The 21,408-nt window shown below is 69.8% G+C and carries 19 protein-coding genes; 9 read left to right on the forward strand and 10 right to left on the reverse strand.

Going from position 1 to position 21,408, the window contains the following annotated elements; genetic code table 11:
* Positions 1-5 precede the first annotated feature (5 nt).
* A complete protein-coding gene (locus tag Q0R13_RS05925) occupies positions 6-1,289 on the reverse strand; it encodes a PQQ-dependent sugar dehydrogenase (RefSeq protein ID WP_293900912.1) in 1,284 nt (427 codons plus the stop codon).
* A 152-nt stretch (positions 1,290-1,441) separates the two neighbouring features.
* On the opposite strand from Q0R13_RS05925, the gene Q0R13_RS05930 reads away from it, so the two are divergent.
* Complete coding sequence (locus tag Q0R13_RS05930) at positions 1,442-3,454, forward strand: TonB-dependent receptor (RefSeq protein WP_293900915.1); 2,013 nt, start codon at positions 1,442-1,444, stop codon at positions 3,452-3,454.
* Between the two features lie 12 nt (positions 3,455-3,466).
* Here the strand turns inward: Q0R13_RS05930 and Q0R13_RS05935 are convergent, their stop codons facing one another.
* Positions 3,467-5,290 (reverse strand): peptide MFS transporter, encoded by a 1,824-nt coding sequence (locus Q0R13_RS05935; RefSeq protein ID WP_293900918.1) that lies wholly within the window; start codon positions 5,288-5,290, stop codon positions 3,467-3,469.
* Between the two features lie 170 nt (positions 5,291-5,460).
* Between Q0R13_RS05935 and Q0R13_RS05940 the strand changes: the two genes are divergently transcribed.
* A complete protein-coding gene (locus Q0R13_RS05940; RefSeq protein ID WP_293900921.1) occupies positions 5,461-5,958 on the forward strand; it encodes a DUF427 domain-containing protein in 498 nt (165 codons plus the stop codon).
* Between the two features lie 182 nt (positions 5,959-6,140).
* Here the strand turns inward: Q0R13_RS05940 and Q0R13_RS05945 are convergent, their stop codons facing one another.
* Positions 6,141-6,629 (reverse strand): hypothetical protein, encoded by a 489-nt coding sequence (locus Q0R13_RS05945; RefSeq protein ID WP_293900924.1) that lies wholly within the window; start codon positions 6,627-6,629, stop codon positions 6,141-6,143.
* A 104-nt stretch (positions 6,630-6,733) separates the two neighbouring features.
* On the reverse strand, positions 6,734-8,089 hold the full coding sequence (locus Q0R13_RS05950) for a glutamate--cysteine ligase (RefSeq protein ID WP_293900927.1): 1,356 nt from the start codon (positions 8,087-8,089) through the stop codon (positions 6,734-6,736).
* A gap of 164 nt (positions 8,090-8,253) precedes the next feature.
* Between Q0R13_RS05950 and Q0R13_RS05955 the strand changes: the two genes are divergently transcribed.
* On the forward strand, positions 8,254-8,673 hold the full coding sequence (locus tag Q0R13_RS05955) for a VOC family protein (protein WP_293900930.1): 420 nt from the start codon (positions 8,254-8,256) through the stop codon (positions 8,671-8,673).
* Here Q0R13_RS05955 and Q0R13_RS05960 read toward each other — a convergent pair.
* Positions 8,670-9,383, reverse strand: coding sequence for a 16S rRNA (uracil(1498)-N(3))-methyltransferase (locus Q0R13_RS05960; protein WP_293900933.1), 714 nt, complete (start codon positions 9,381-9,383; stop codon positions 8,670-8,672). The two genes, Q0R13_RS05955 and Q0R13_RS05960, sit on opposite strands and share 4 nt — an antisense overlap.
* A gap of 35 nt (positions 9,384-9,418) precedes the next feature.
* Here Q0R13_RS05960 and ppk2 point away from each other — a divergent pair, with 35 nt between their 5' ends.
* A complete protein-coding gene (ppk2, locus tag Q0R13_RS05965; protein WP_293900936.1) occupies positions 9,419-10,177 on the forward strand; it encodes a polyphosphate kinase 2 in 759 nt (252 codons plus the stop codon).
* A 123-nt stretch (positions 10,178-10,300) separates the two neighbouring features.
* Entirely contained in the window at positions 10,301-11,500 is a 1,200-nt protein-coding gene (locus tag Q0R13_RS05970; RefSeq protein WP_293900939.1) for a winged helix-turn-helix domain-containing protein, read from the forward strand.
* 161 nt (positions 11,501-11,661) lie between these two features.
* Here Q0R13_RS05970 and Q0R13_RS05975 read toward each other — a convergent pair whose 3' ends face one another.
* Entirely contained in the window at positions 11,662-13,449 is a 1,788-nt protein-coding gene (locus tag Q0R13_RS05975; RefSeq protein WP_293900942.1) for an ABC transporter ATP-binding protein, read from the reverse strand.
* Positions 13,450-14,342: 893 nt separating this feature from the next.
* On the opposite strand from Q0R13_RS05975, the gene ubiA reads away from it, so the two are divergent.
* Together ubiA and Q0R13_RS05985 are read left to right on the forward strand one after the other, a co-directional pair.
* Positions 14,343-15,257 carry a 4-hydroxybenzoate octaprenyltransferase gene (gene ubiA / locus Q0R13_RS05980; RefSeq protein WP_293900945.1) on the forward strand — a complete coding sequence of 305 codons (915 nt, stop codon included), beginning with the start codon at positions 14,343-14,345 and terminating at the stop codon, positions 15,255-15,257.
* 72 nt (positions 15,258-15,329) lie between these two features.
* The gene (locus Q0R13_RS05985) at positions 15,330-16,265 is read left to right on the forward strand and encodes a fatty acid desaturase family protein (protein WP_293900948.1); all 936 of its coding nucleotides are present in this window, start codon (positions 15,330-15,332) and stop codon (positions 16,263-16,265) included.
* Positions 16,266-16,389: 124 nt separating this feature from the next.
* Here Q0R13_RS05985 and Q0R13_RS05990 read toward each other — a convergent pair whose 3' ends face one another.
* Together Q0R13_RS05990 and Q0R13_RS05995 are read right to left on the reverse strand one after the other, a co-directional pair.
* A complete protein-coding gene (locus Q0R13_RS05990) occupies positions 16,390-17,022 on the reverse strand; it encodes a PEPxxWA-CTERM sorting domain-containing protein (RefSeq protein WP_293900951.1) in 633 nt (210 codons plus the stop codon).
* 80 nt (positions 17,023-17,102) lie between these two features.
* On the reverse strand, positions 17,103-17,489 hold the full coding sequence (locus Q0R13_RS05995) for an MmcQ/YjbR family DNA-binding protein (RefSeq protein ID WP_293900954.1): 387 nt from the start codon (positions 17,487-17,489) through the stop codon (positions 17,103-17,105).
* Positions 17,490-17,512: 23 nt separating this feature from the next.
* Between Q0R13_RS05995 and Q0R13_RS06000 the strand changes: the two genes are divergently transcribed.
* Positions 17,513-18,175, forward strand: coding sequence for a methyltransferase (locus tag Q0R13_RS06000; RefSeq protein ID WP_293900957.1), 663 nt, complete (start codon positions 17,513-17,515; stop codon positions 18,173-18,175).
* A 30-nt stretch (positions 18,176-18,205) separates the two neighbouring features.
* Here the strand turns inward: Q0R13_RS06000 and Q0R13_RS06005 are convergent, their stop codons facing one another.
* Positions 18,206-19,444, reverse strand: a complete 1,239-nt coding sequence (locus tag Q0R13_RS06005; protein ID WP_293900959.1) for an LLM class flavin-dependent oxidoreductase — start codon at positions 19,442-19,444, stop codon at positions 18,206-18,208.
* Between the two features lie 137 nt (positions 19,445-19,581).
* On the opposite strand from Q0R13_RS06005, the gene Q0R13_RS06010 reads away from it, so the two are divergent.
* A complete protein-coding gene (locus Q0R13_RS06010) occupies positions 19,582-20,904 on the forward strand; it encodes an aspartate aminotransferase family protein (protein WP_293900961.1) in 1,323 nt (440 codons plus the stop codon).
* Here Q0R13_RS06010 and Q0R13_RS06015 read toward each other — a convergent pair.
* Positions 20,885-21,408, reverse strand: a 524-nt coding sequence (locus Q0R13_RS06015; RefSeq protein WP_293900963.1) for an aminotransferase class IV, incomplete at its 5' end; no start/stop codon positions are given. The two genes, Q0R13_RS06010 and Q0R13_RS06015, sit on opposite strands and share 20 nt — an antisense overlap.

Raw genomic sequence — 21,408 nt, forward strand, 5'->3', positions numbered from 1 at the left:
GGGGCCTATTTCTTCGCCGGCTTGAGGCGCAGGATTTCGGCGCCCTTGGGTTCGTCGGTGGCGAGGTAGATCAGGCCGTCGGGGCCCTGGGCGACGGTCTTGATGCGGTGGCAGGTGTCCATGAGCAGCTTCTCCTCGCCGGTCACCTTGCCGTTCTTCATCTCCAGCCGGACCAGCTGCTGGCCAGAGAGGCCGCCGATGAACACGCTGCCCTTCCAGCCGGGCAGGGCGGCGCCGGTGTAGAACAGCATCCCCGACGGCGCGATCGACGGGTTCCAGTAGTAGACCGGCTGCTCCATGCCGGCCTCTGCGGTCTTGCCGCCGTCGATCAGGGCGCCGCTGTTCTCGCGGCCGTAGCTGATGATCGGGAAGCCGTAGTTGCCGCCGGCCCTGATGAGGTTCAGCTCGTCGCCGCCCATGGGCGTGTTCTCGGCCACCCAGAGCTTGCCGGTCTTCGGGTCGAAGGCCGCGCCGTGCACGTCGCGGAAGCCCAGCGCATAGAGCGCCGGATTGGCCTTGGGGTCCTTCAGGAACGGGTTGTTCTTCGGGATGGTCCCGTCGGTATTGATGCGCAGGATCTTGCCCAGCTGGCTGTCGAGCGCCTGGGGATTGGGGCCGCCGCTATCGATCACCGCCGAGGGGATCAGCAGGGTGCCGTCGGGCGCCTGGACGATCCGGCGCGGGACGATATCGGCGCCTTCGCGCAGGGTGGTGACGTTCTCCAGGCTCTTCTCGTCGGCCGAGAGCCGGGCCTTGGCGATCCGGCCGACTGCGGCGGTCCCGGTGTCGGCCTTGGTCACGTAGCCGAAGTAGATCGTGCGGGTCTTCGCGAAGTCGCGGTCGAGGCTGACGTCGTATAGAGCCGACAGCCGGGCGTTCTGGATCGCCGGCACATTGGCCAACGGCTCGGAGACCTTGCCGTCGGGGTCCACGATCCGCATGCCGCCGGCCCGGATGGCCACCAGCAGCTGGCCGTTGGGCAGGATGGCCATGCCCCAGGGGCGGTCGATCTTGGCCACCGTCTCGACGGTGAACGGCTGCCGGGCCGGGGCCTTGGGCGCCCGGGTCTGGCCAGGGAAGGCCGGCGCGGGCGCATAGCCGTCGGCGGCGTTGCGGTTCTTGCCGCAGAGCGCGGTGATGCGGGCGTTCTCCTCGGGCGACCCGGCGACGCCGGCGTAGCCCGGGCCTGGCGGATAGGCCGGCGCGGGCGGCGTCTGCGGCCAGGCTGAGGTCAGGCTGGTGAGGGCCATGGCCAGCGAAAGGCCCATGGTGGTTCTGGTGGCGCGCACGCGTGTTCTCCCCGGCTTTGGCGCGGACCATAGCGCGCGCCGCCAGCCGGGAGCCAGGGGGCGGGTTATGCGATTTAATCCAGGTTACGGTCAATTAATTGGCGCGACGCCCCGAGCGCAGTTTACGTGCGTACATTGGGGAGAGTTCTTGCATGCTGATCGCCAGCCTCTTGGCGCAGGCCGCCGTCGCAGCGACGCCACAGGCCGCACCGCCGCAGCCGGGGGTGACCAGCTATCCGGCGGCGTTCTTCGCACCCTACCAGTCCGGCAACGCCTCGGAGATGGTGGAGCGGATTCCCGGCTTCACCTTCGACCGCGGGTCAGGCGCGCGCGGCTATGAGAGTTCGGCCGGCAATGTGCTGATCGACGGCCAGCGTCCGACCACCAAGACCGACGACCTGGAGCAGGTCCTGCGCCGCATCCAGGCCAGCAGCGTCGACCGCATCGAGGTGATCCGCGGCGGCGCCCCCGGCATCGACATGCAGGGCAAGACGGTGATCGCCAATGTGGTGCGCAAGGCCGGCGGCGGGTTCAAGGCCCTGATCTCCGCCTCCAACCAGAGCACCTACGACGACCGCCAGCTGCCGGCCGGCCGGGTCGAGCTGTCCGGGACCCTGGGCAAGACCAAGTGGGAGGCCTCGACCCTGGTCGGCAAGGGGCTCGACGGCGGCTATGGCCCGGGTCCCAGCCAGCGGATCGACGCCCAGGGCCACATCACCCCCGTACGCATCAGCCAGGGCGAGGGCGACATTCTGAACGGCCAGCTGACCGGCGGGATCGAGACCCCGGTGGCGGGCGGCAAGCTGCGCCTGAACGTCCGGGCCTACAGCGACAAGTACAAGGGCGAGGAGACCGAGGACGTCATGGGCGCGGTCCCCACCACCGAGCACGAGGTCGACCTGTTCTACACCGACGACCGCGAGATAGGCGGCAACTACACCCATGCGCTGGGGCCGCGGGCCTCGCTGGAGGTGGTCGGGCTTCGCCAGACCCACGACGTGCGGCTGGAGTCGCTGTTCACCGACCGGGAATCCAGCCTGTTCGACCTAGACCGCAATTCCAGCGAGACGATCGCGCGCTCGGTGGCGAAGTACCGGTTCGGCGACCGGCTCTCCCTGGAAGGCGGCGCCGAGACGGCGATCAACCGGCAGGACAGCGCCACGCGGCTGTCGTCGGACGGCGCGGCCGTGGCCCTGCCGGCCGCCAATGTGCAGGTCGAGGAGCGTCGCAGCGAGGCGTTCGCCAAGGGGACCTGGCGGCCGGCCACCGCCTGGACGGTCGATGCGAGCCTGCGCTACGAGCACACCCGGATCACCTCGGCCGGCGATGTCATGCTGGGCAAGACGCTGCAGTATCTGAAGCCCCGCGTGGCGGTCAGCTGGGATGCGCGGGCCTCCACCCAGGTGCGGCTGCGGCTGGAGCGCGAGGTCGGCCAGCTCAATTTCAACGACTTCGTGGCCAGCGGCGGCCTCAACACCGCGTCGGGCATCACCGCCGGCAATCCCGACCTCAACCCGCAGCAGGCCTGGGTCGGCGAGGCGGCGGTGGAGCAGCGGTTCTGGGGCTCGGCCTCGGTCACCGTGACCTACCGCCACTCGGAGCTCACCGACGCGGTGGACCGCGGGCCGGTGTTCACCGCCACCGGGGTATTCGACCAGCCCACCAACATCGGCGACGGGACCAAGGACGAGCTGATCGTCGAATACAGCCTGCCGCTGGACCGCCTGGGCCTGAAGGGCGCGGTGCTGAAGGGCGACGCCACCCGCCGCTGGTCCAGCGTCACCGACCCGACCACGCGACGTAAGCGCGAAATCTCGGGCCTGCACCCGACCGACTGGAACCTCAACTTCACCCAGGACATCCCGAAGTGGCGGTTCAGCTATGGCGTCGACATGTTCGGTGGCTGGCGGGAGCGCTACTACCGCTTCAACCTGATCGAGGTCGACAAGCTCAGGACCTACGTCAAGCCGTTCGCGGAGTGGCGGCCCCGACCAGACCTCAGCCTGCGCATCGAGCTGCCGAACGTCACCGCCCGCCAGCTGCACAAGCAGTACCTGTCCTATCCCGGCCCGCGCAGCGCCGGCGGCGCGCCGTCCCTTGACGACCGCACCTACGAGCCCGGCCGGGTGTTCTACTTCCGCCTGCGAAAGACGTTCGGCGGGTAGCCGCGGCGCGCCCTACAGCGGCACGGTCTGGCGTTGGCCGTCGACCGGGGGTTCCACGGTCGCCTGAGGATAGGTGTCGCTGGCGCCGTGGGCCCATTTCTTCAGGATCGGCGAGGCGACCAGCATCAGCGCGGCGGCGCCCAGGCCCCAGAAGCCGATCAGCTTGAAGACGTCGACATAGGTGGCCAGCGCCTTGCCGGGGTCCAGCACCTGGCCGGCGACGGTCTCGGTGGCGGTCATCTGGGCGATCAGCCCACCGATCCACTGGGCCCAGGACGAGGCCAGGAACCACGTGGCCATGATGGTTGAGATCACCGCGGCGGGGGCCAGCTTGGTCATCTGCGACAGGCCCACCGGCGACAGGCAGAGCTCGCCCGTGGTGTGCAGCAGATAGGCCAGGACCAGGAACACCACCGGCACCTTGAAGTCCGGCCCGGCGAAGTGGGCGCCGAGCACCAGGACGAAGAAACCGGCCGCCACCTGGCCCAGGCCCAGACCGAACTTCAGCGCCGGGTTGGGGTCCAGCCGGCGCGTGCCCAGGAACGCCCAGATCGCCGCGAACACCGGCGCGAACAGCAGGATGAAGCCCGGGTTGAACGACTGGGTCTGGGCCGGGGTGATCGACTGGCCGAAGCCGATAGCCAGGTCGGTGTTGCGCTCGGCGAACTGGTTGAGCGACGAGCCGGCCTGTTCGAACAGGGTCCAGAACACCACCGCGCCGGCCACCAGCACCAGAGCCAGGATCATCCGCTCGCGCTCCTGCCGGGTGCACTTGGTCGCCATGAAGAAGGCAAGGTAGCCCAGGGTGACGATCGAACCGGCGGCCAGCAGGTAGCCGACCACGGCGTTGCGCTGGACCAGGAACCAGACCAGGGCCACGCCCGCCAGACCGCCAACGTAGATCAGGTGCTCCAGGGTGAGCGGCCCGGCCACGGGCGCCGCCAGCTTTACCGGATCCGGCGGCTCGCCCTTCCCCTGCAGCAGCGGCTTGCCGATCGTGAAGACCACGTAGCCGGCCAGCATCCCGACACCGGCGGCGCCGAAGCCCCAGTTCCAGCCCAGGTTCTGGCCCAGCCAGCCGCAGGCGATGCCGGCCCAGAACGAGCCCAGGTTGATGCCGTAGTAATAGAGGGTGAAGCCGGGATCGCGCCGCGGGTCGCCCTTCGGATAGAGCTGGCCGACGAGCGAGGAGATGTTCGCCTTCAGGAAGCCGACGCCCATGATGATCAGGGCGAGCGCCAGGTAGAGCACGTTCCTGAAGATCGGCGTGTCGTCGCGCGTGGTCAGTGCGTAGGAGCCCTTGGGCAGAACGGAGGGCAGGGCGGCGCCCGGCGGCAACCCCGTGATCTGCAGCCCGCCGTCGGCGGACGGGCCATAGCCGTAAGTCGCCTCGCCCAATTTCAGCTTCACGTCGCGCGCGGCGCCCCGGCCGGTGACCACGAACTCGTATTTGGCGTTCTGGTATTGCAGCACCTGGGTGACCGGCTTGCCTTCGAAGGCCATGGTCAGGTGCCCGGCCACCAGCAGCAGCGCCCCGAACGCAATCGCCTTGCGGGTGCCCAGGAACCGGTCGGCGAGGAACCCGCCCACCAGCGGCAGCAGGTACACCAGGCTGGTGTAGGCGCCGTACTGGCCCTGGGCGGTCTTGTCGTCGAACAGGAAATGCTGCGTCAGGTAGAAGATCAGCAGGCCGCGCATTCCATAATAGGAGAAGCGTTCCCACATCTCAGCGAAGAACAGGATCACCAGGCCACGCGGGTGGGTGCGAAGCTGCATCACCACGGGAATGGCGGTCACCAGCGTGATGACGATGCCGGCGATGAATACGATATCCATACGAGCGAGGGTCCCCAGCGCCCACCGGCCGGCGATCCCCCCAGGATCGTTCGCGCGTCAGGCTCGAATTTGCGGGAGATGACCATGCTGAGCCCGCCCACACAAGCAAGCCCGTGCCCCGGACCCACGCGGTCCGTCGCACGTTTGAGCCCTGAACCCAGGAGTATGCGATGAAAATCCCCGGCCCCGACCATCCGATCGTCGTCACCCCCGCCGCCGGCCGCTGGCGGGCGAAGTACCGCGGCCATGTGATCGCCGATACCGAAGACGCCATGGCGCTGCAGGAATCCACCTATCCGAAGGTGATCTACTTCCCGCGCGCCGACGTCTCGATGGAGGTCCTGGCGCACACCCCGCGGTCTACCCACTGCCCCTACAAGGGCGACGCCAGCTACTACACGCTGAACCTGGACGGCCAGATCGCCGAGAACGTGGTCTGGACCTATGAAACGCCCTATCCGGCCATGGCGGCCATCGCGGGGCGGCTGGCCTTCTACCCGAACCAGGTGGAGATCTATCCAGTCGACGACGCGGCGGTGAACCCGCGCCACCTCGACGTCGACGTGGACCAGGCCGTGCTGCACACCGACAGCGGCTCCGGCGCCTCGCAGCGCGAACACTGGCCCGCCAACGTCTCGGACCCGGCCCCCGAGGGCGGGGTGCGCTAAGGTCCGAGCAACCTCTGCGCGACGAATATCTCGCGCTTTCCCCCCTTGGGGGAGATGTCGCCAAAGCCGCAGGCGGGCGACAATGGGGGAAGTGTCATCGATGTTTCCTAGGACTTCCCCCATCGACCCTCGGCTTCGCCGTCGGGCCAGTTCCCCCAGTACTGGGGGAAGGATTAGCGGACTTATGCAGGGAGCGTCTGGGTCTGCGCCAGCTGCCAGCCGGTGTAGTCGACCTCGTTGGTGACCTCGCGCACGCACCACGCGGGCACGTCGAAGCGCATCGCGGCCATGCGGTTGGGCGCCTCGCATTCTGCGGTCACCAGGCCCTTGAGCGCACCCTCGAACACATCGACGGTGAAGCCGCCTATCCGGTGGCGGCGCTTGGCCAGGCGCGCCCCCTCGAGGACGGCCAGCACCGCATATTCCCGGGCGTCCAGGTAGAGGTTGGTGATCGGGCCGATCAGTGGATTGTCGGCCTCGTATTTCTTGGCCAGCTTGAACTCGACCTCGCCGGTCGCAAAGGTGATCCGGCGCAGCCGCAGCCGCCCGCCGTCTATGTAGAGGTCTTCGAGCAGCCGGGCGTCGGCGGCGTCCATGGCCGGCAGCTTCGCCGCGTCGACCAGGAAGCGCCGCTCGGCGACCCAGTGCGCATACTTCGGCAGATCCGGCATCTCAGTCCTCGCGAGGGGCCCCCGGGCGACGTCACCGGACCGCACGCTCACCGTCAAGCCGTTGTTCAGTCCGCGGTGAAGGGCACGCTGAGCTCAACGCGAACCTAATACGCGAAGTCGTCGAACACCCGGCCCGCATTGCCGGCCCAGCGGGTCTGGTAGAGTTCCAGCAGCCGCTCCGCCGGGGTGATCCCGCTGTCGGCGATCTGTTCCAGCTCGGAGAGGTAGTTGCTCTCGTCGACCATGCCGGCCGACAGGCGGTTGCGGGTCTTGAGACCCGAACGGGCGATGGCCACCATGTCCTTGGCGACGTCCTGGACCGTGCGCCCGGCGATCTCGGCCTTCAGGCCCAGGCGGGCCACGTCGGCGCGCAGGCGCTCGTGGTCCTCGATCTTCCAGTCCTTGCAGAGGTCCCAGGCGGCGGCCAGGGCGGGGGCGTCGTAGAATATCCCCATCCACAGGGCCGGCAGCGCGCAGAGCCGGCTCCACGGCCCGGCGTCGGCGCCACGCATCTCCAGGTACTTCTTCAGCCGCACCTCGGGGAACAGGGTGGTGGTGTGGTCGGCCCAGTCCTTGATCGTCGGACGCTGGCCCGGCAGTTCGGCCAGCTTGCCGTCCATGAAGTCGACGAACGACCGGCCCGCCAGGTCGATATAGCGGTCGCCGCGCTTGGCGAAATACATCGGCACGTTCAGCGCATAGCGGGCGTAGGTCTCGAAGCCGAAGCCATCCTGGAACACGAAGTCCAGCATGCCAGTGCGGTCGGGGTCGGTGTCGGTCCAGACGTTGGCGCGGGCCGAGACGAAGCCCGACGGCTTGCCCTCGATGAACGGCGAGTTGGCGAACAGCGCCGTGCAGATCGGCTGCAGCGCCAGCGAGGTGCGGAACTTGGCCACCATGTCGGCCTCGGAGCCGAAGTCGAGGTTGGCTTGCACCGTGCAGGTGCGGAACATCATGTCGAGGCCGAGCCCGCCCACCTTGGGCATGTACTCGCGCATGATCTTGTAGCGGCCCTTGGGCATCACCGGGACCTGGTCGCGCCGCCAGATCGGCGAATAGCCCAGCCCCAGGAACCCCAGGCCCAGCTCGTCGGCGACGGTCTTGACCTCGCTGAGGTGCTGGCCGGTCTCCTGGCAGATGTCGTGGACGGTCTCCAGCGGCGCACCGGAAAGCTCGAACTGGCCGCCCGGCTCCAGGCTGACGTTGGCCAGCCCGCGTTCCAGGGCGATGATGTGCTCGCCCTCCATCACCGGCGTCCAGCCGAACCGGGTCAGCCCGTCCAGCAGGGCCTTGATGCCGCCGGGCTCGTAGGGGACAGGCGCGTGGTCGGCGAGGCGGAAGACGAACTTCTCGTGCTCGGCGCCGCAGCGCCACTCGCTGGCCGGCTTGGCGCCCTCCGCCATCCAGGACACCAGGTCTTCGAACACCAGGGGTCGATCGTCACACGCGACCTCGGCCATGCACATTCTCCCCGGCCACAGCGCCGCCACGCCGGGTCGGGTCCCGCGCGGCCGCGTCTTTACGCCGTTAGGATAGGTGGGCGCAAATGCGCGAAGCTCAAGTGGCCCTGTCGCAATGGCCCCGGGCGGCGTAAGCGTGCGGCAGCGCAACGCCAGGAGGGCTGATGGACGCCAACGTCAAAGAGGCCATGCCGTTCTTCCGGGTGGCCGACATGAAGGCCTCGCTCAACTTCTACGTCGACGGGCTGGGGTTCGAGATCGACAAGCGCTGGGACGACCGCGGCGTGCTGCGCTGGTGCTCGCTCAAGCTGGGCGGCGCCACGATCCTGCTCCAGCAGTTCCGCGCCAAGGGTCAGGACGCCTGGGTCCCCGACGGCCGGGTCGGCGAAGGGGTCAGCATCTTCTTCCGCTGCGAGGACGCCATCGCGATCTGGCGCGCCGCCACCGCCGCCGGCCTCGAGCCCTCGCAGCCGGAGGTCGGCAACGGCAGCTGGGTCACCGGCCTGGACGACCCGGACGGCTACCGCCTGGAGTTCGAGAGCCCCACCGATGCGCCCGAGGACAGCGTGTTCGAGGAGGATTAGCGCCAGTCCCCCGCCGACGCCTGCCAGAGCGCCAGCGCGCTGATCGCGGCGGTGTCGGCGCGCAGGATGCGGGGGCCGAGCGTGACGGGCGTGGCGTAGGGCAAGGCGCGGAGCCTTTCGCGTTCGGCGGGCGAGAACCCTCCCTCAGGCCCGATCAGGATCGCCCAGGGCCCTTCGCCAAGGCCCGCCGCCAGCACGGGCGGCGCGTCGCCCGCCTCGTCGCAGAACAGCAGGCGGCGACCGGGCTCCCAGGCGGCCAGCAGCGCCTCCAGCTTCACCGGCTCGGCCACCTGCGGCACGTCCAGCCGGCCGGTTTGTTCCGAAGCCTCCACGGCGATGGCCCGCAGGCGATCCACCCGGGTGTGGTCGGCGTTGGTCCGCTCGGTGGTGACCGGCCGCACGCGGCGCGCGCCCAGCTCGGCGGCCTTTTCCACGATGATCTCCAGCCGGCCCCGCTTCACCAGGGCGACGATCAGGTCCAGGTCGGGGCCGACGTGCTGCGGCCGGGTGCGCGACAGGGCGGTCAGGCGCACCGCCCGCTTGCCGACCGTGGCCAGCGTGGCGCGCCACTCCCCGTCGCGGCCGTTGAACACCGCCACCTCGTCGCCGACGCCCAGGCGCATCACCGCGGCCAGGTAGCGGCTCTGGCCCGCGTCCAGGTCGAGCGCGGCGCCGGGGGCCAGGTCGTGCGGGATGTGGAGGCGGATCATTGGCCCTCAATATCAATCCTGCGCATTATGCCGCCATGGCCAAGACCAAGGACGAACGCGAGCTGGAGGCCCTACAGGTCTCACTCGTGCGCTACCAGCAGTACGCGATCGACGCCGGAACCCGCGACCTGGTGATCTTCGAAGGCCGCGACACCGCCGGCAAGGATGGGGCGATCCGGCGGATCACCGAGCACCTCTCCGTGCGCAACACCCATGTGGTCGCCCTGCCCAAGCCCAGCGACCGGGAGCGCAGCGAGTGGTACTTCCAGCGCTATGCCCGGCGCCTGCCGACGGCTGGCGAGTTCACGATCTTCAACCGCTCCTGGTACAATCGCGCCGGCGTCGAGCGGGTGATGAAGTTCTCCACCGCCGACGAGCAGGAGACCTTCCTGCGCGACGTCAACACCTTCGAGCGCATGCTGGTCGGCAGCGGCCTGCGGATCGTCAAGCTGTGGCTCGACATCTCGCGCAAGGAACAGGCCGCGCGCCTGGAGGCCCGCCGCACGGACCCGCTGAAGGCGTTGAAGATCAGCCCCCTGGACGGCGTGGCGCAGGAAAAATGGACAGCCTATTCCAAGGCCCGTAACGAGATGCTCACCCGCACCCACTGTCCCGAGGCGCCGTGGTTCATCGTCCACACCGACAAGAAGCACAAGGCGCGGCCGAACATCATCCGCCACCTGCTGAAGACCCTGGCGCCCAAGGAGATCGCGCGCGAGGTCGAGGCGCCGGACGCCGACATCCTCTACCCCTTCGATCCCACTGCGATCACCGACGGTCGCCTGCAGCCCTGAATCCCCGAATGTTCCGCCGCGCGCCTCGGGGCGGGGTTATCGTTAACCATTCGTTACCGGACTGTTGTTCTTTGTTTGTTCGATCGCTAGCCTGGGTCCTCGATTCAGGCCGGGCCGCTTCCCATGAATGACACCCTCACCGCCGGCGAGGCGCGGCGCATCGCGCTGGCCGCCCAGGGCTTCGGCGCGTCGCGGGAAGGGGAGGTCGGCCGCCGGCAGCTGGTCAGGCTGGTGGAGCGGCTGGGGGTGATCCAGATCGACTCGGTCAACGTCGTCTCGCGCACCCACTACCTGCCGGCCTTCTCCCGCCTCGGCGCCTATCCGAGGGCGCTGCTGGAGGACATCGCCTGGGGCAGGAAACGGCCGCTGTTCGAGTACTGGGCGCACGAGGCCTCGCTGCTGCCGCTGGTGAGCCAGCCGCTGTTCCGCTGGCGGATGGAGGACGCCCGGGCCGGCGTCGGCACCTGGAAGGGCATCGCCAGGTTCCTGCGCGAGCGGCGCGAGTTCGTGGATCGCGCCCTGGACGAGATCGCGCGGCGCGGACCGCTATCGGCCTCCGACCTGGAGATCGGGGTCAAGGGGGCGGGCGGCTGGTGGGGCTGGAGCGAGGCCAAGCGCGCCGTCGAGTGCCTGTTCTGGGCCGGCGAGCTGACCACCGCCACCCGGCGCGGGACCTTCGAGCGGGTCTATGGCCTGCCCGACAAGGTGCTGCCCAAGGCCATCCGCGACACGCCCACCCCGCCCCGCGACGAGGCCCAGCGCCAGCTGGTGATGATCGCCGCCCGCGCCATGGGCATCGGCACGGAACGCGACCTGCGCGACTATTTCCGCATGCCGGTGGCGGATACCAAGGCCCGCCTCACCGAACTGATCGAGGCCGGCGCCCTGACGCCGGTGACGGTGAAGGGCTGGCGCGAACCGGCCTATCTCGACCCCGCCGCGCGGCGGCCGCGCAAGATCGAGCACACCGCGCTGCTCTCGCCCTTCGACAACCTGATCTGGTTCCGCGAGCGCACCGAGCGGATGTTCGGCGTCCGCATCCGGCTGGAGATCTACACCCCTGCCGAAAAACGCACCCACGGCTACTACGTCCTGCCGTTCCTGGAGGACGACGCCATCACGGCGCGCGTGGACCTCAAGGCCGACCGCAAGGCCGGCGTGCTGGTCGTCCAGGCGTCCCACGCGGAACCCTGGGCGACAAAGGCGACGGCGGTGAACCTGGCCGGAGAGTTGAAGCGCATGGCGGGGTGGCTGGGGCTGGAGCGCGTGCGGGTGGAGCCACGGGGCGATCTGGCTGGGGCGCTCAGCGATGCCTTCGCATAGTTCGCGCCCCCTCCGTCTGGCGGCTCCGCCGCCAGCCACCTCCCCCGAAGTGTTCCCTTCGGGGGAGGAGCGAAGCGCCGCGACTTCCGCTCCTCCCCCGCACCGCAGAGTGCGGGGGAGGTGGCTTGCGCCGCAGGCGCAAGACGGAAGGGGGCGCAAGGCTACCCCACACCCTCCGTCACCGCGTGCAGCCGGGCATAGGCGCCGCCCTTCTTGACCAGGTCGGCGTGCTTGCCTTCCTCCACGATGCGGCCGTCCTCGAACACCAGGATGCGGTCGGCGCCGCGGATGGTCGACAGGCGGTGGGCGATGACGATGGTGGTGCGGCCGACCATCAGCTCCTCCATCGCCGCCTGCACCTGGCGCTCGGTCTCCACGTCCAGCGACGAGGTGGCCTCGTCCAGGACCAGGATCGGCGCGTCGGCCAGGAAGGCCCGGGCGATCGCCACCCGTTGCCGCTCGCCGCCCGACAGCTTCACGCCTCGCTCGCCGACCAGGGTGTCGTAGCCCTTGGGCAGCCTGGCGATGAAGTCGTTGGCCCGCGCCCGCCTGGCCGCCAGCGCGATCTCGTCAGCCGTGGCGTCCGGCCGGGCGTACTTGATGTTCTCGGCCAGGGTGCGGTGGAACAGGGCCGGATCCTGCGGCACCACGGCGATGGCGCGCCGCAGCGACCCCTGGGTGACCTGGGCTACGTCCTGGCCGTCGATCAGGATCGCGCCCGCGTCGAGGTCGTACAGCCGCTGCACCAGCTTCACGAAGGTCGACTTGCCCGACCCGGTCGGCCCGACCAGCGCCACCCGTTCGCCCGGCGCGATGCGCAGGGTGAAGCGGTCGTAGAGCGGCGTCTCCGCTGATTTGTAGCGGAAGGTCACCCGGTCGAAGACGATCTCGCCCAGATCGGCGCGGAAGGCGGGCGCGGCCGGGGCGTCGATCACCTGCGGCGCCATCCGGGCGTAGCGGGCCACGTCCTCGCTGTCGTCAAGGCCGCGCTGGGCCATGCGGATGTTGTCGCCGATGTTGCGCAGATAGCTGGTCATCAGCATGAACGCGGTGATGGCGAAGGCCACGCCGCCGGCGTTGGCGCGCCCGTGCGCCCACTCGCGCACCAGCAAGCCGGTCAGCCCTGCCTGCAGTCCCACCAGGATCAGGCTGTGGATCAGCCACAGGTTGGTGAACCGGCTCCAGGTCTTGATCGTGGCCTTGCGCCACAGCTCGGTGATGCCGCCGATCCGCGCCTCCTCGCGCGCCTCGGCGCCGAAGCCCTTCACCGTGGCGTTGGACGCGATCGAGTCGGCCAGCGCCCCGCCGATCCGCGAGTCCAGCGCCACCGACTTGAGGTTGGCGGGCCGGGCATAGACCGTGGTCAGCACCAGGTTGGAGAGCACATAGAGGGTGCAGGCGGCGAAGGCGAACAGGCCCACGATCGGCCAGCGCAGCAGCATCATCACGCACAGGCCCGCCAGCACGATCCCGGCCGGGCCGAACCAGATCAGCACCGCATCGGTGACCACATCATAGCCCCACATGGCCCGGCTCAGCCGCCGCACCGTGGCCCCGGCGAAGTTGTCGGCGTGCCAGTCGGCGGAGAAGCCCTGCACCCGCCGGAACGCCTCGTCGGTCATGTCCTTCATGTTGTTTGCCGACAGCGGGATCAGGAACCGCATCGACAGGTTGCGGATCAGCGAGAACGCCAGGTAGACGCCCACGAACAGCGCCCAGGCCTTCCACGCCGGATCGGCGTTCTCGCGCCCGTGGGAGACGGCCTCCACCAGCTGCCCAGAAGCCCAGGGCAGCATCAGATCGAAGGCGATGGCGATCAGCGTGAACGTCACCGTCCCGGCCAGTAGCCAGGGGCGGCGCGTCCAGAAGCCGGCGACGAAGCCCAGCACCTGCTGGTTCTTCAGCACGCGCTCGCGCTGCTCGTCGGTATCCTCGTAATGGTCGGTCATCGGATCGGTCTCGAATGCGGGCGGCGGACCGGGACTCCTGACAGGAGCGCGCGCAGGTCCGGCGCAGAGAGGAAAGAAACGGTGTGTCGGGCGTCGAGCGGCAGACGCTCGGCGGGCCACGGGCGCGCGGGATCGCTTCGGGCGGCGGCCCTTGCGGGCCACGTCGCGAAGCGGACGGGCAGACCTAACGGTGCGGCGGCGGCGGCCCGAGACGCGCGGGGAAGATGGTCGTTGCGACAGCTGTCATTCTGACGGACCTCCCTGTTGAGCCTCGAAGACCGGGAGCCTAGGCGCGGTCCCGGGGAGGGTCAAGACGGCTGGCCGAACGCCGCTCGCCGTGCGGCAAGGTTCCGCGCCGGGGTGGCTTGGCGGCCACAGCGACGCGCGGCGCCACAGTCTGCAGGAAGTGGGCGATCGGCATGTTGAGCGGCTCGCGGGCCGAGCGGAATGGGGCGTTCCCCCGCCCTTTCTCCCTACGGGTGTCATCCCGGTTTCGCCGTAGGCGAAGACCGGGACCCACGACCGGTCGCCGCGGCAGGACGACAGCGAAAGGCCGAGCCTGATCGTGGGTCCCGGTCTTTGGCTGCGCCAAAACCGGGATGACACCGTTGGTAGAGGGTGGCGTTTGGCAGCCCTCGATCTTGCTTCGCCGGGCGATCATGTGACCTTCGCCCTGATCGGCGCATCAGCCGGGCGGTCGGAGCGCCTCCCGTCATCCGTCAGGCTTCGCCTTGTCCCGCGGATTGATGGGTAACCGTCCCACCCGGATCGCTATGTGAATCCTGTAGACCCAAGGTCGGGGGCCGGCCAACGGTCCCCCTTCCCGTGAACGGGAAGGGAAGCGTGATGAGGCGGGCCATGACCATCCGGATGGGGTGGGTTAAACAGCCGCCATGGCCGCCCTTCCCGACGCCGCGCCGACCAACTGGGTCGACGCCCATGCGCCCGCCGCGCTGCGGCCCTGGCTGAAGCTGGGCCGCTTCGATCGACCGACGGGGATCTGGCTGCTGATGCTGCCGGGCTGGCAGGGGATCGCGCTGGCCGGCGCCATGCAGGGCCGCTGGCCCAGCCCCGTTCTGCTGGCGCTGTTCTTCCTTGGGGCGGCGCTGATGCGGGCGGCGGGCTGCGCCTACAACGACATCGTCGACCGCGATATCGACGCCAAGGTGGCCCGCACCGCCGGCCGGCCGATCCCCTCGGGCCAGATCAGCGTCAAGCAGGCCTGGGGCTTCATTGTCGGCTGCGCCCTGATCTCGCTGCTGATCCTGCTCAGCCTGCCGCCGCTGGCTATCGGGCTGGGCGTCGGTTCGCTGGGGCTGGTGGCCGCCTACCCGTTCATGAAGCGGATCACCTGGTGGCCGCAGGCCTGGCTGGGGCTGACGTTCAACTGGGGCGCCCTGCTGGGGTTCGCCGCTGTCAGCGGCCATCTCGCCGTCCCCGCACTGATCCTCTATGGCAGCGGCATCTTCTGGACCCTGGGCTACGACACGATCTACGCGATCCAGGACCTGGAGGACGATGCGCTGGCGGGGGTTAAATCCTCGGCGCTGCGCCTGGGGGCGAAGGCGCCGCGGACCGTGGCCTTCTTCTATCTGGTGACCGTCAGCCTGGCCTTCGCGCTGGGCGCATTCGCCGGCCTGGGCCTTGCCTATGACGTCGCGCTGATCGCCTTCGCCATCCACCTCGGCTGGCAGGCCCGGCGGGTGAAGGTGGACGACGGGCCCCTGGCCCTGCGGCTGTTCAGGTCCAATACCTGGGCCGGCCTGATCCTGTTCGTCGCCCTGGCGCTGGGCGCGCTGCGGCCCTGAGCCCGGCCGGCACGGCGGCGTTCTCTTGCGTCCATCTGTTGTCGGCCAGGATCCCGCGCTACACTCGCCGCCATGGCCGCAGCCGCCCGTGTCGCCCCGAAGGACTATTTCGCCCCCGACGAATGGGCGCCGCTGGCGCGCAAGTCCGTCTGGGTGGGGCCGGCGCTGATCTCACACGCCTGGCTGGTGATCCTGGCCGCCAGCGCCATGGCGATGGCCTGGCCGGTGACGATCCCTCTGGCGGTGATCATCATCGGCGCCCGGCAGCTGGGACTGGCCATCCTGATGCACGACGCCGCGCACGGAGCCCTGCACCCGAACCTGAAGCTCAACGACTTCCTGGGCGACAAGCTGACACCCGGCGGGCTGGTGAAGTACCGCACCTACCACCTGGGCCATCATCGGTTCGCCCAGCAGGCGGAAGATCCGGACCTCGGCCTGTCGGCGCCCTTCCCGATCACCCGCCGCTCGCTGCGCCGCAAGATCGTCCGCGACCTGACCGGCCAGACCCACTGGAAACAGCGCTGGGCGCCGCTGTTCAAGCGGATCCGCAATCCGAAGCGCCAGGAAGCGGCTTCCGACCTGATGGGAACCTTCATGGTCGGCCGCTGGCGGTTCTTCGCCGGGGCGGCGGTGACCATCGCGGTGACCGCGCCGTTCGGCTACTGGTGGGCCTGGTTCGCGCTGTGGTGGCTGCCGCAGGCCACCTGGTATCCGATGATCACCCGCTTGCGGAACATCGCCGAGCACGCCTGCGTGGCCAAGGACGAGCCGGACCCGCTGCGCCATGCGCGGACCACGCGGGCCAACCTGCTGGAGCGGATGTTCCTGGCCCCCTACTGGGTCAACTACCACTGCGAGCACCACATGTTCATGCATGTGCCCTGCTACAACCTGCCCCGCGCCCACCGCCTGCTGAAGGCCAAGGGCGTGCTGCTAGGCATGCTGACCGCGCCGAGCTACGTGGACGTGCTCCGGCAGGCCTCGGCGAAGGCGGCGGTGGCTTAGCGCGCCGCGGGCGCAGTCAAAGAGCACCACGGAAAACACTGAAAACACGGAAGGCGCAGGGCCTCGGCGCCTTCCGTGTTTTCCGTGGCTGAGTCTTAGCGGCGCTGAATCGCCAGCGGGGGTTCTAGGCCAGGCGCATTGCGCGCTGGCGGCGGACCATGGTCCCCAGGGCGCCGAAGCCCAGGATCATCAGGGCCCAGGAGGCCGGTTCCGGCACGCCGCCGGTGGGGCCGCGGCCGTCGGAAGTGACCTTGATCGCCTGCACGCCCCAGCCCTCGTCGCCGGTCCCCTGGAAGCCCGCATGGCCCGCACCCAGCGAGTTGTAGGCGAAGGTCAGGGTATTGGCGCCGGCGATCAGATTGAGCGGGGTCGTGATGTTCACGTGGCCGCCGGCCCAGGTCACGGCCGTGCCGTTGCCCGAGACGTTGTCGAGTGTGGCGGCGCCCGGGGCCAGGAACACCAGGTCGTTGCCGCCGCCGCCGAGGTTGAACGTGCCTTTAATCACGCTCGCGCCGTTCAGGCTGAGGTTGAAATCGTCCTCGTACCAGTTCTGGCCGTCCAGGCTGGCGTAGCCGTTGAGCACGAACGACAGGCTGGCGGGGCCGGCCGGGCCGTTGAAGGTCGCCGAATAGCTACTGTTGGTCGGCAGCTCCGCGGTCGCGCCGGGCGCGTCGTAGAGGGTGGCGGCCTGGGCGGCGGCGGCGGTGGCGACGGCCAGGGCGAAGGCGGCGAGCGCGAGGGTGCGATGAAGCGTCATGGTGGTCGTGTCCCGATCCTGGGCGCCCGTGCGCCGTTCGGGAGGCAGGACTGCAACCACCGCGCCAGGGCGGCGCGGGCCTATCGCGACGTCCCGGCCAGCCGGCGCGGGGCGGCCAGGCGCCAGCTGGTCAGCACCCGCGCCTCGACCAGCGTCCAGTCCACCGCATCCTCCGCCAGCGTTACCGCGATCCAGCCCGACGGCCACAGATAGGCCGGGCGGCTGTAGGTGTCCGGATCGGCCTCGATCAGGAATTCCTGCTCGTCGCGGCCGCTGGTCTTCACGCAGACCACGGTCGTGCCGTCGCCGTGGTGGTCGTGGCGATAGTAGGCGAACATCTTGCCGGCCACGTCGAAGGCCGGGATGCCGTGGCTGATCCGCTCGCCGGTCTCCGGCAGGGCCAGGCAGAGGCCGCGCAGACGGGCTTCGGCGGCGGCGGGGTCGGACGCGATCATGGCGCGCAGCATAGGTCCTCGCGTAGAGACCCGCCATGATCCCCCAGACGCCGGCCGGCCGTCGCGCCTTCATCCTTGCGAACACCCGCCTGCAGCGGCCGCCGCACACCCCCGAACTGCAGCTGCACCTGGCCGACGAGATCACCCCGATCTGGCGGATGACCGAGGAGGCGTTGGCTGAGATCGGGCTGCCGCCGCCGTTCTGGGCCTTCGCCTGGGCCGGCGGCCAGGCCCTGGCCCGCTATCTGATCGACAACCCGGCCGTGGTGGCCGGCCGGGCGGTGGTCGACTTCGCCTCGGGGTCCGGGCTGGTGGCCATCGCCGCGGCCTGGGCCGGAGCCGCGCGCGTGCTGGCCGCCGACATCGACGGCTATTGCAGCCAGGCCCTGGCGCTGAATGCGCAGGCCAACGGGGTGATCGTCGGCTTCACCGACGCCGACCTGCTGGACGCTCCGCCGCCGGCCTGGGCGCAGGTCATCCTGGCCGGCGACATCTGCTACGAGAAGCCGCTGGCCGAGCGGGTGCTGGCCTGGCTGGCGGTGGCGCGGGCGGGTGGCGCCACGGTGCTGATCGGCGACCCGGGCCGCAGCTACTTCCCCCGCGAAGGGTTGGCCAAGCTGGCGGAATACCAGGTGCCCACCACCCGCGAGTTGGAGGACGTGGAGGTCAAGAAGACCGCGGTCTGGGCGATGCCGTAGGGCCGCGAGGCTCAGCCGGGCCCGCGGCCGCTACGTCGCCTCGTTGACCTGGGCCTTCTGCCGCGAAGCCGGGACCACGGGGATGTCCGCGTCGGCCAGGGGCTTCATCCACTTTTTGCGGGCCATGGCGGCTTCCAGGTAGGGCTCGAGGTCGGCGGCCTTTTTGGCTTCGCGCTCGGCGACTTCGGCCTTGAAGGCGGGCATCACCTCGGCGGCGAACAGTTCCAGCGCCTCGCAGATGTGCTCGTGGCGGTTGCGGCCGGCCTGCTGCAGGAAGATCACCTGGTCGACGCCGGCGGCCTGGAAGGCGGCGATGTGCTGGCGGATGTCGGTAGGCGTGCCGATGCCGTTGGCGTTGTAGCGGGCGGCCTTGCGGGCGGCGATGATCTCGTCGTCGCTGGCGGCGCGCGAGGCCTGGAAGTCCGCGAACAGGGTCGAGCGGCCGGGGATGGCGTCGTGGGCCACCAGGGCGTTGATGGCGTAGGAAAAGAACTCGAACCCCTCCTGGCCGCGCCGGATCGCCTCGTCGCGGTCGGGGTGGACCGAGAAGTTCGACACCATGGCCAGGTTGGCGTTCACCGCGTGGCCGATCGGTACGCACTGATCCGACCTGATGATCCCGTAGTAGATGTCGGCCCACTCGCGCGCCTCGTCCGGATTGACGAACGAGAAGGCCAGGGCGCCCACGCCGATCGAGGCGGCCACCTTGATGGTGTCGCGGTTGGTGCAGGCCATCCACATCGGCGGGTGCGGGCTCTGCACCGGCTTGGGCACGATGTTGCGGCAGGGGAAGGAGAAGCCCTTGCCCTCGTAGCCGGGGTAGGGATCCATCACCAGCATGTTGGCGATCTGCTCGGCCGCCTCGATGGCCAGGGCGCGCTTCTCCCGCGCCGGGATCCCGAAGCCGCCCAGCTCCAGCCGGGTCGCCCCCTCGCCGATGCCGAAGTCGAGCCGGCCGCGGGAGATGATGTCGAGCGTCGCCAGGCCTTCGGCCGTGCGGGCCGGGTGGTTGTAGTTGGGGATCACCTGGCGGATGCCGTGGCCGACCCGGATGGTCTTGGTCAGCGCCGCACAGGCCGCCAGGAACACCTCGGGCGCCGAGGAGTGGGAATATTCCTCGAGGAAGTGGTGCTCCACCTCCCAGGCGTAGTCGTAGCCCAGGCGGTCGGCCAGCTGCACCTGCTCCAGCGCGTCGTGGAACAGCTGGGCCTCGTCGCCCTTGTGCCAGGGTCGCGGCAGCTGGTGCTCGTAGAAGATCCCGAAGCGCATGGCGAAGGCCTCCCAAGGCGCGCGCCGCTTACGGGCGTCGGGGCGAACCTTCCCGTGCTGACGTGGGGTATGGCAAGGGCGGGCTGGTCACTCCGCGCGGAAGCTGGTTTCGTGGAGCCTCCGACGGGGAGCCACCGATGGACGACGCCGCCCAACTCGCCAACCACACCGACCTCTCGGCCTACTGGATGCCGTTCACGGCCAACCGCCAGTTCAAGGCCGCCCCGCGCATGGTCGTCTCCGCCAGTGGGATGTACTACCAGAGCGACGACGGCCGCGAGATCCTGGACGGCACGGCGGGCCTGTGGTGCGTCAACGCAGGCCACGCGCGGCCGGAGATCGCCGCCGCGGTGCACCACCAGCTGATGACGCTGGACTATGCGTCCTCGTTCAACAGCGGCCACCCGATCGCCTTCGACTTCGCCAGCCGGCTCGCGAAGATCGCCCCGCCCGGGCTGGACCGGGTGTTCTTCGTCAATTCCGGCTCGGAGGCGGCGGACACGGCGCTGAAGATGGCCATCGCCTACCACCGCGCCCGCGGCGAGGGGCAGCGGACGCGGCTGATCGGGCGCGAGCGCGGCTATCACGGGGTGGGGTTCGGCGGCATCTCGGTGGGCGGGCTGGTGAACAACCGCCGCGCCTATCCGCTGCTCAGCGCCGACCACATCCGCCACACGGCCGACCCGGCCAACGCCTTCTCCCGCGGCCTGCCGGACCATGGCGTGGAGCGCGCCGACGACCTGGAGCAGCTGGTGGCGCTGCACGGGGCGGAGACCATCGCCGCGGTGATGGTCGAGCCGGTGGCCGGCGCCGGCGGGGTGCTGCCGCCGCCGAAGGGCTATCTGGAGCGCCTGCGCGCGCTCTGCGACAAGCACGGCATCCTGCTGATCTTCGACGAGGTGATCACCGGCTTCGGGCGGCTGGGCGCGCCGTTCGCCTCGCAACTGTTCGGGGTGACGCCGGACATCATGACCACCGCCAAGGGGATCACCAACGCGACGATCCCGCTGGGCGCGGTGTTCGCCAGCCGCAAGGTGCACGACGCCCTGATGCAGGGGCCGGAGACCGTCACCGAGTTCTTCCACGGCTACACCTATTCCGGCCACCCGGTGGCGTGTGCGGCAGGCCTGGCGACCCTGGACATCTATGCGCGGGAGGACCTGTTCGCTCACGCCGCTGCGCGGTCCGCCGACTGGGAAACGGCGCTGCACAGCCTGCGCGACCTGCCGCACGTCATCGACATACGCAACGTGGGGCTGATGGGGGCGATCGAATTCGCGCCGCGGCCCGGGGCGCCGGCGGCGCGCGGCTACGAGGCGATGGTCGGCGCGTTCGAGGCCGGCCTGACGGTGCGCTTCGCCGGCGACTTCATCGCCCTGTCGCCGCCGCTGATCATCACCGCCGAGCAGATCGGCCGGATCGCCGAGATCCTGCGCGGGGTCATTTCGGCGCTCGACTGACCGCCTTGGCGATGGCCTTGATCAGCGGCGACGGCGGCAGCTCGCGGCCGTCCAGGCTGGCCACCGCGCGCACACCCATCAGGCTGTTGGTGATGAACATCGGCGCGCCCGCCAGCCGGCCGGAGTTGGCGAACACCTCCTGGATCGGCAGGCCCAGCCGGTAGCAGGCGGCGATCACCTCGCGGCGGATCACCCCGTCCAGGACGCCGCACTCCAGGCTGGGGGTGAACACCTCGTCGTGGCGCACCCAGAAGACGTTGGCCGCCGCGGCGCAGGCCACCTCGCCAGCGGTGTTGAGCATCAGGGCCTCGTCGGCCCCGGCGTTGCGGGCCTCGGCCCGGGCGATGACGTTGTCGAGGTAGGACAGGCTCTTCAGCCGCGCGGCGGGCGAGCGGTCGTTGCGGCGCACCTGGGCGGTGGCCAGGCGCGCGGGGCCGAGCGGCGGGCCAAGCGGGGCGGCGGTCGCGGTCAGGCGCGGCTGCAGGTCGCGCGGCGGATCGAGGC

The organism is Phenylobacterium sp. (assembly GCF_025351295.1).
Classification (GTDB): domain Bacteria; phylum Pseudomonadota; class Alphaproteobacteria; order Caulobacterales; family Caulobacteraceae; genus Phenylobacterium.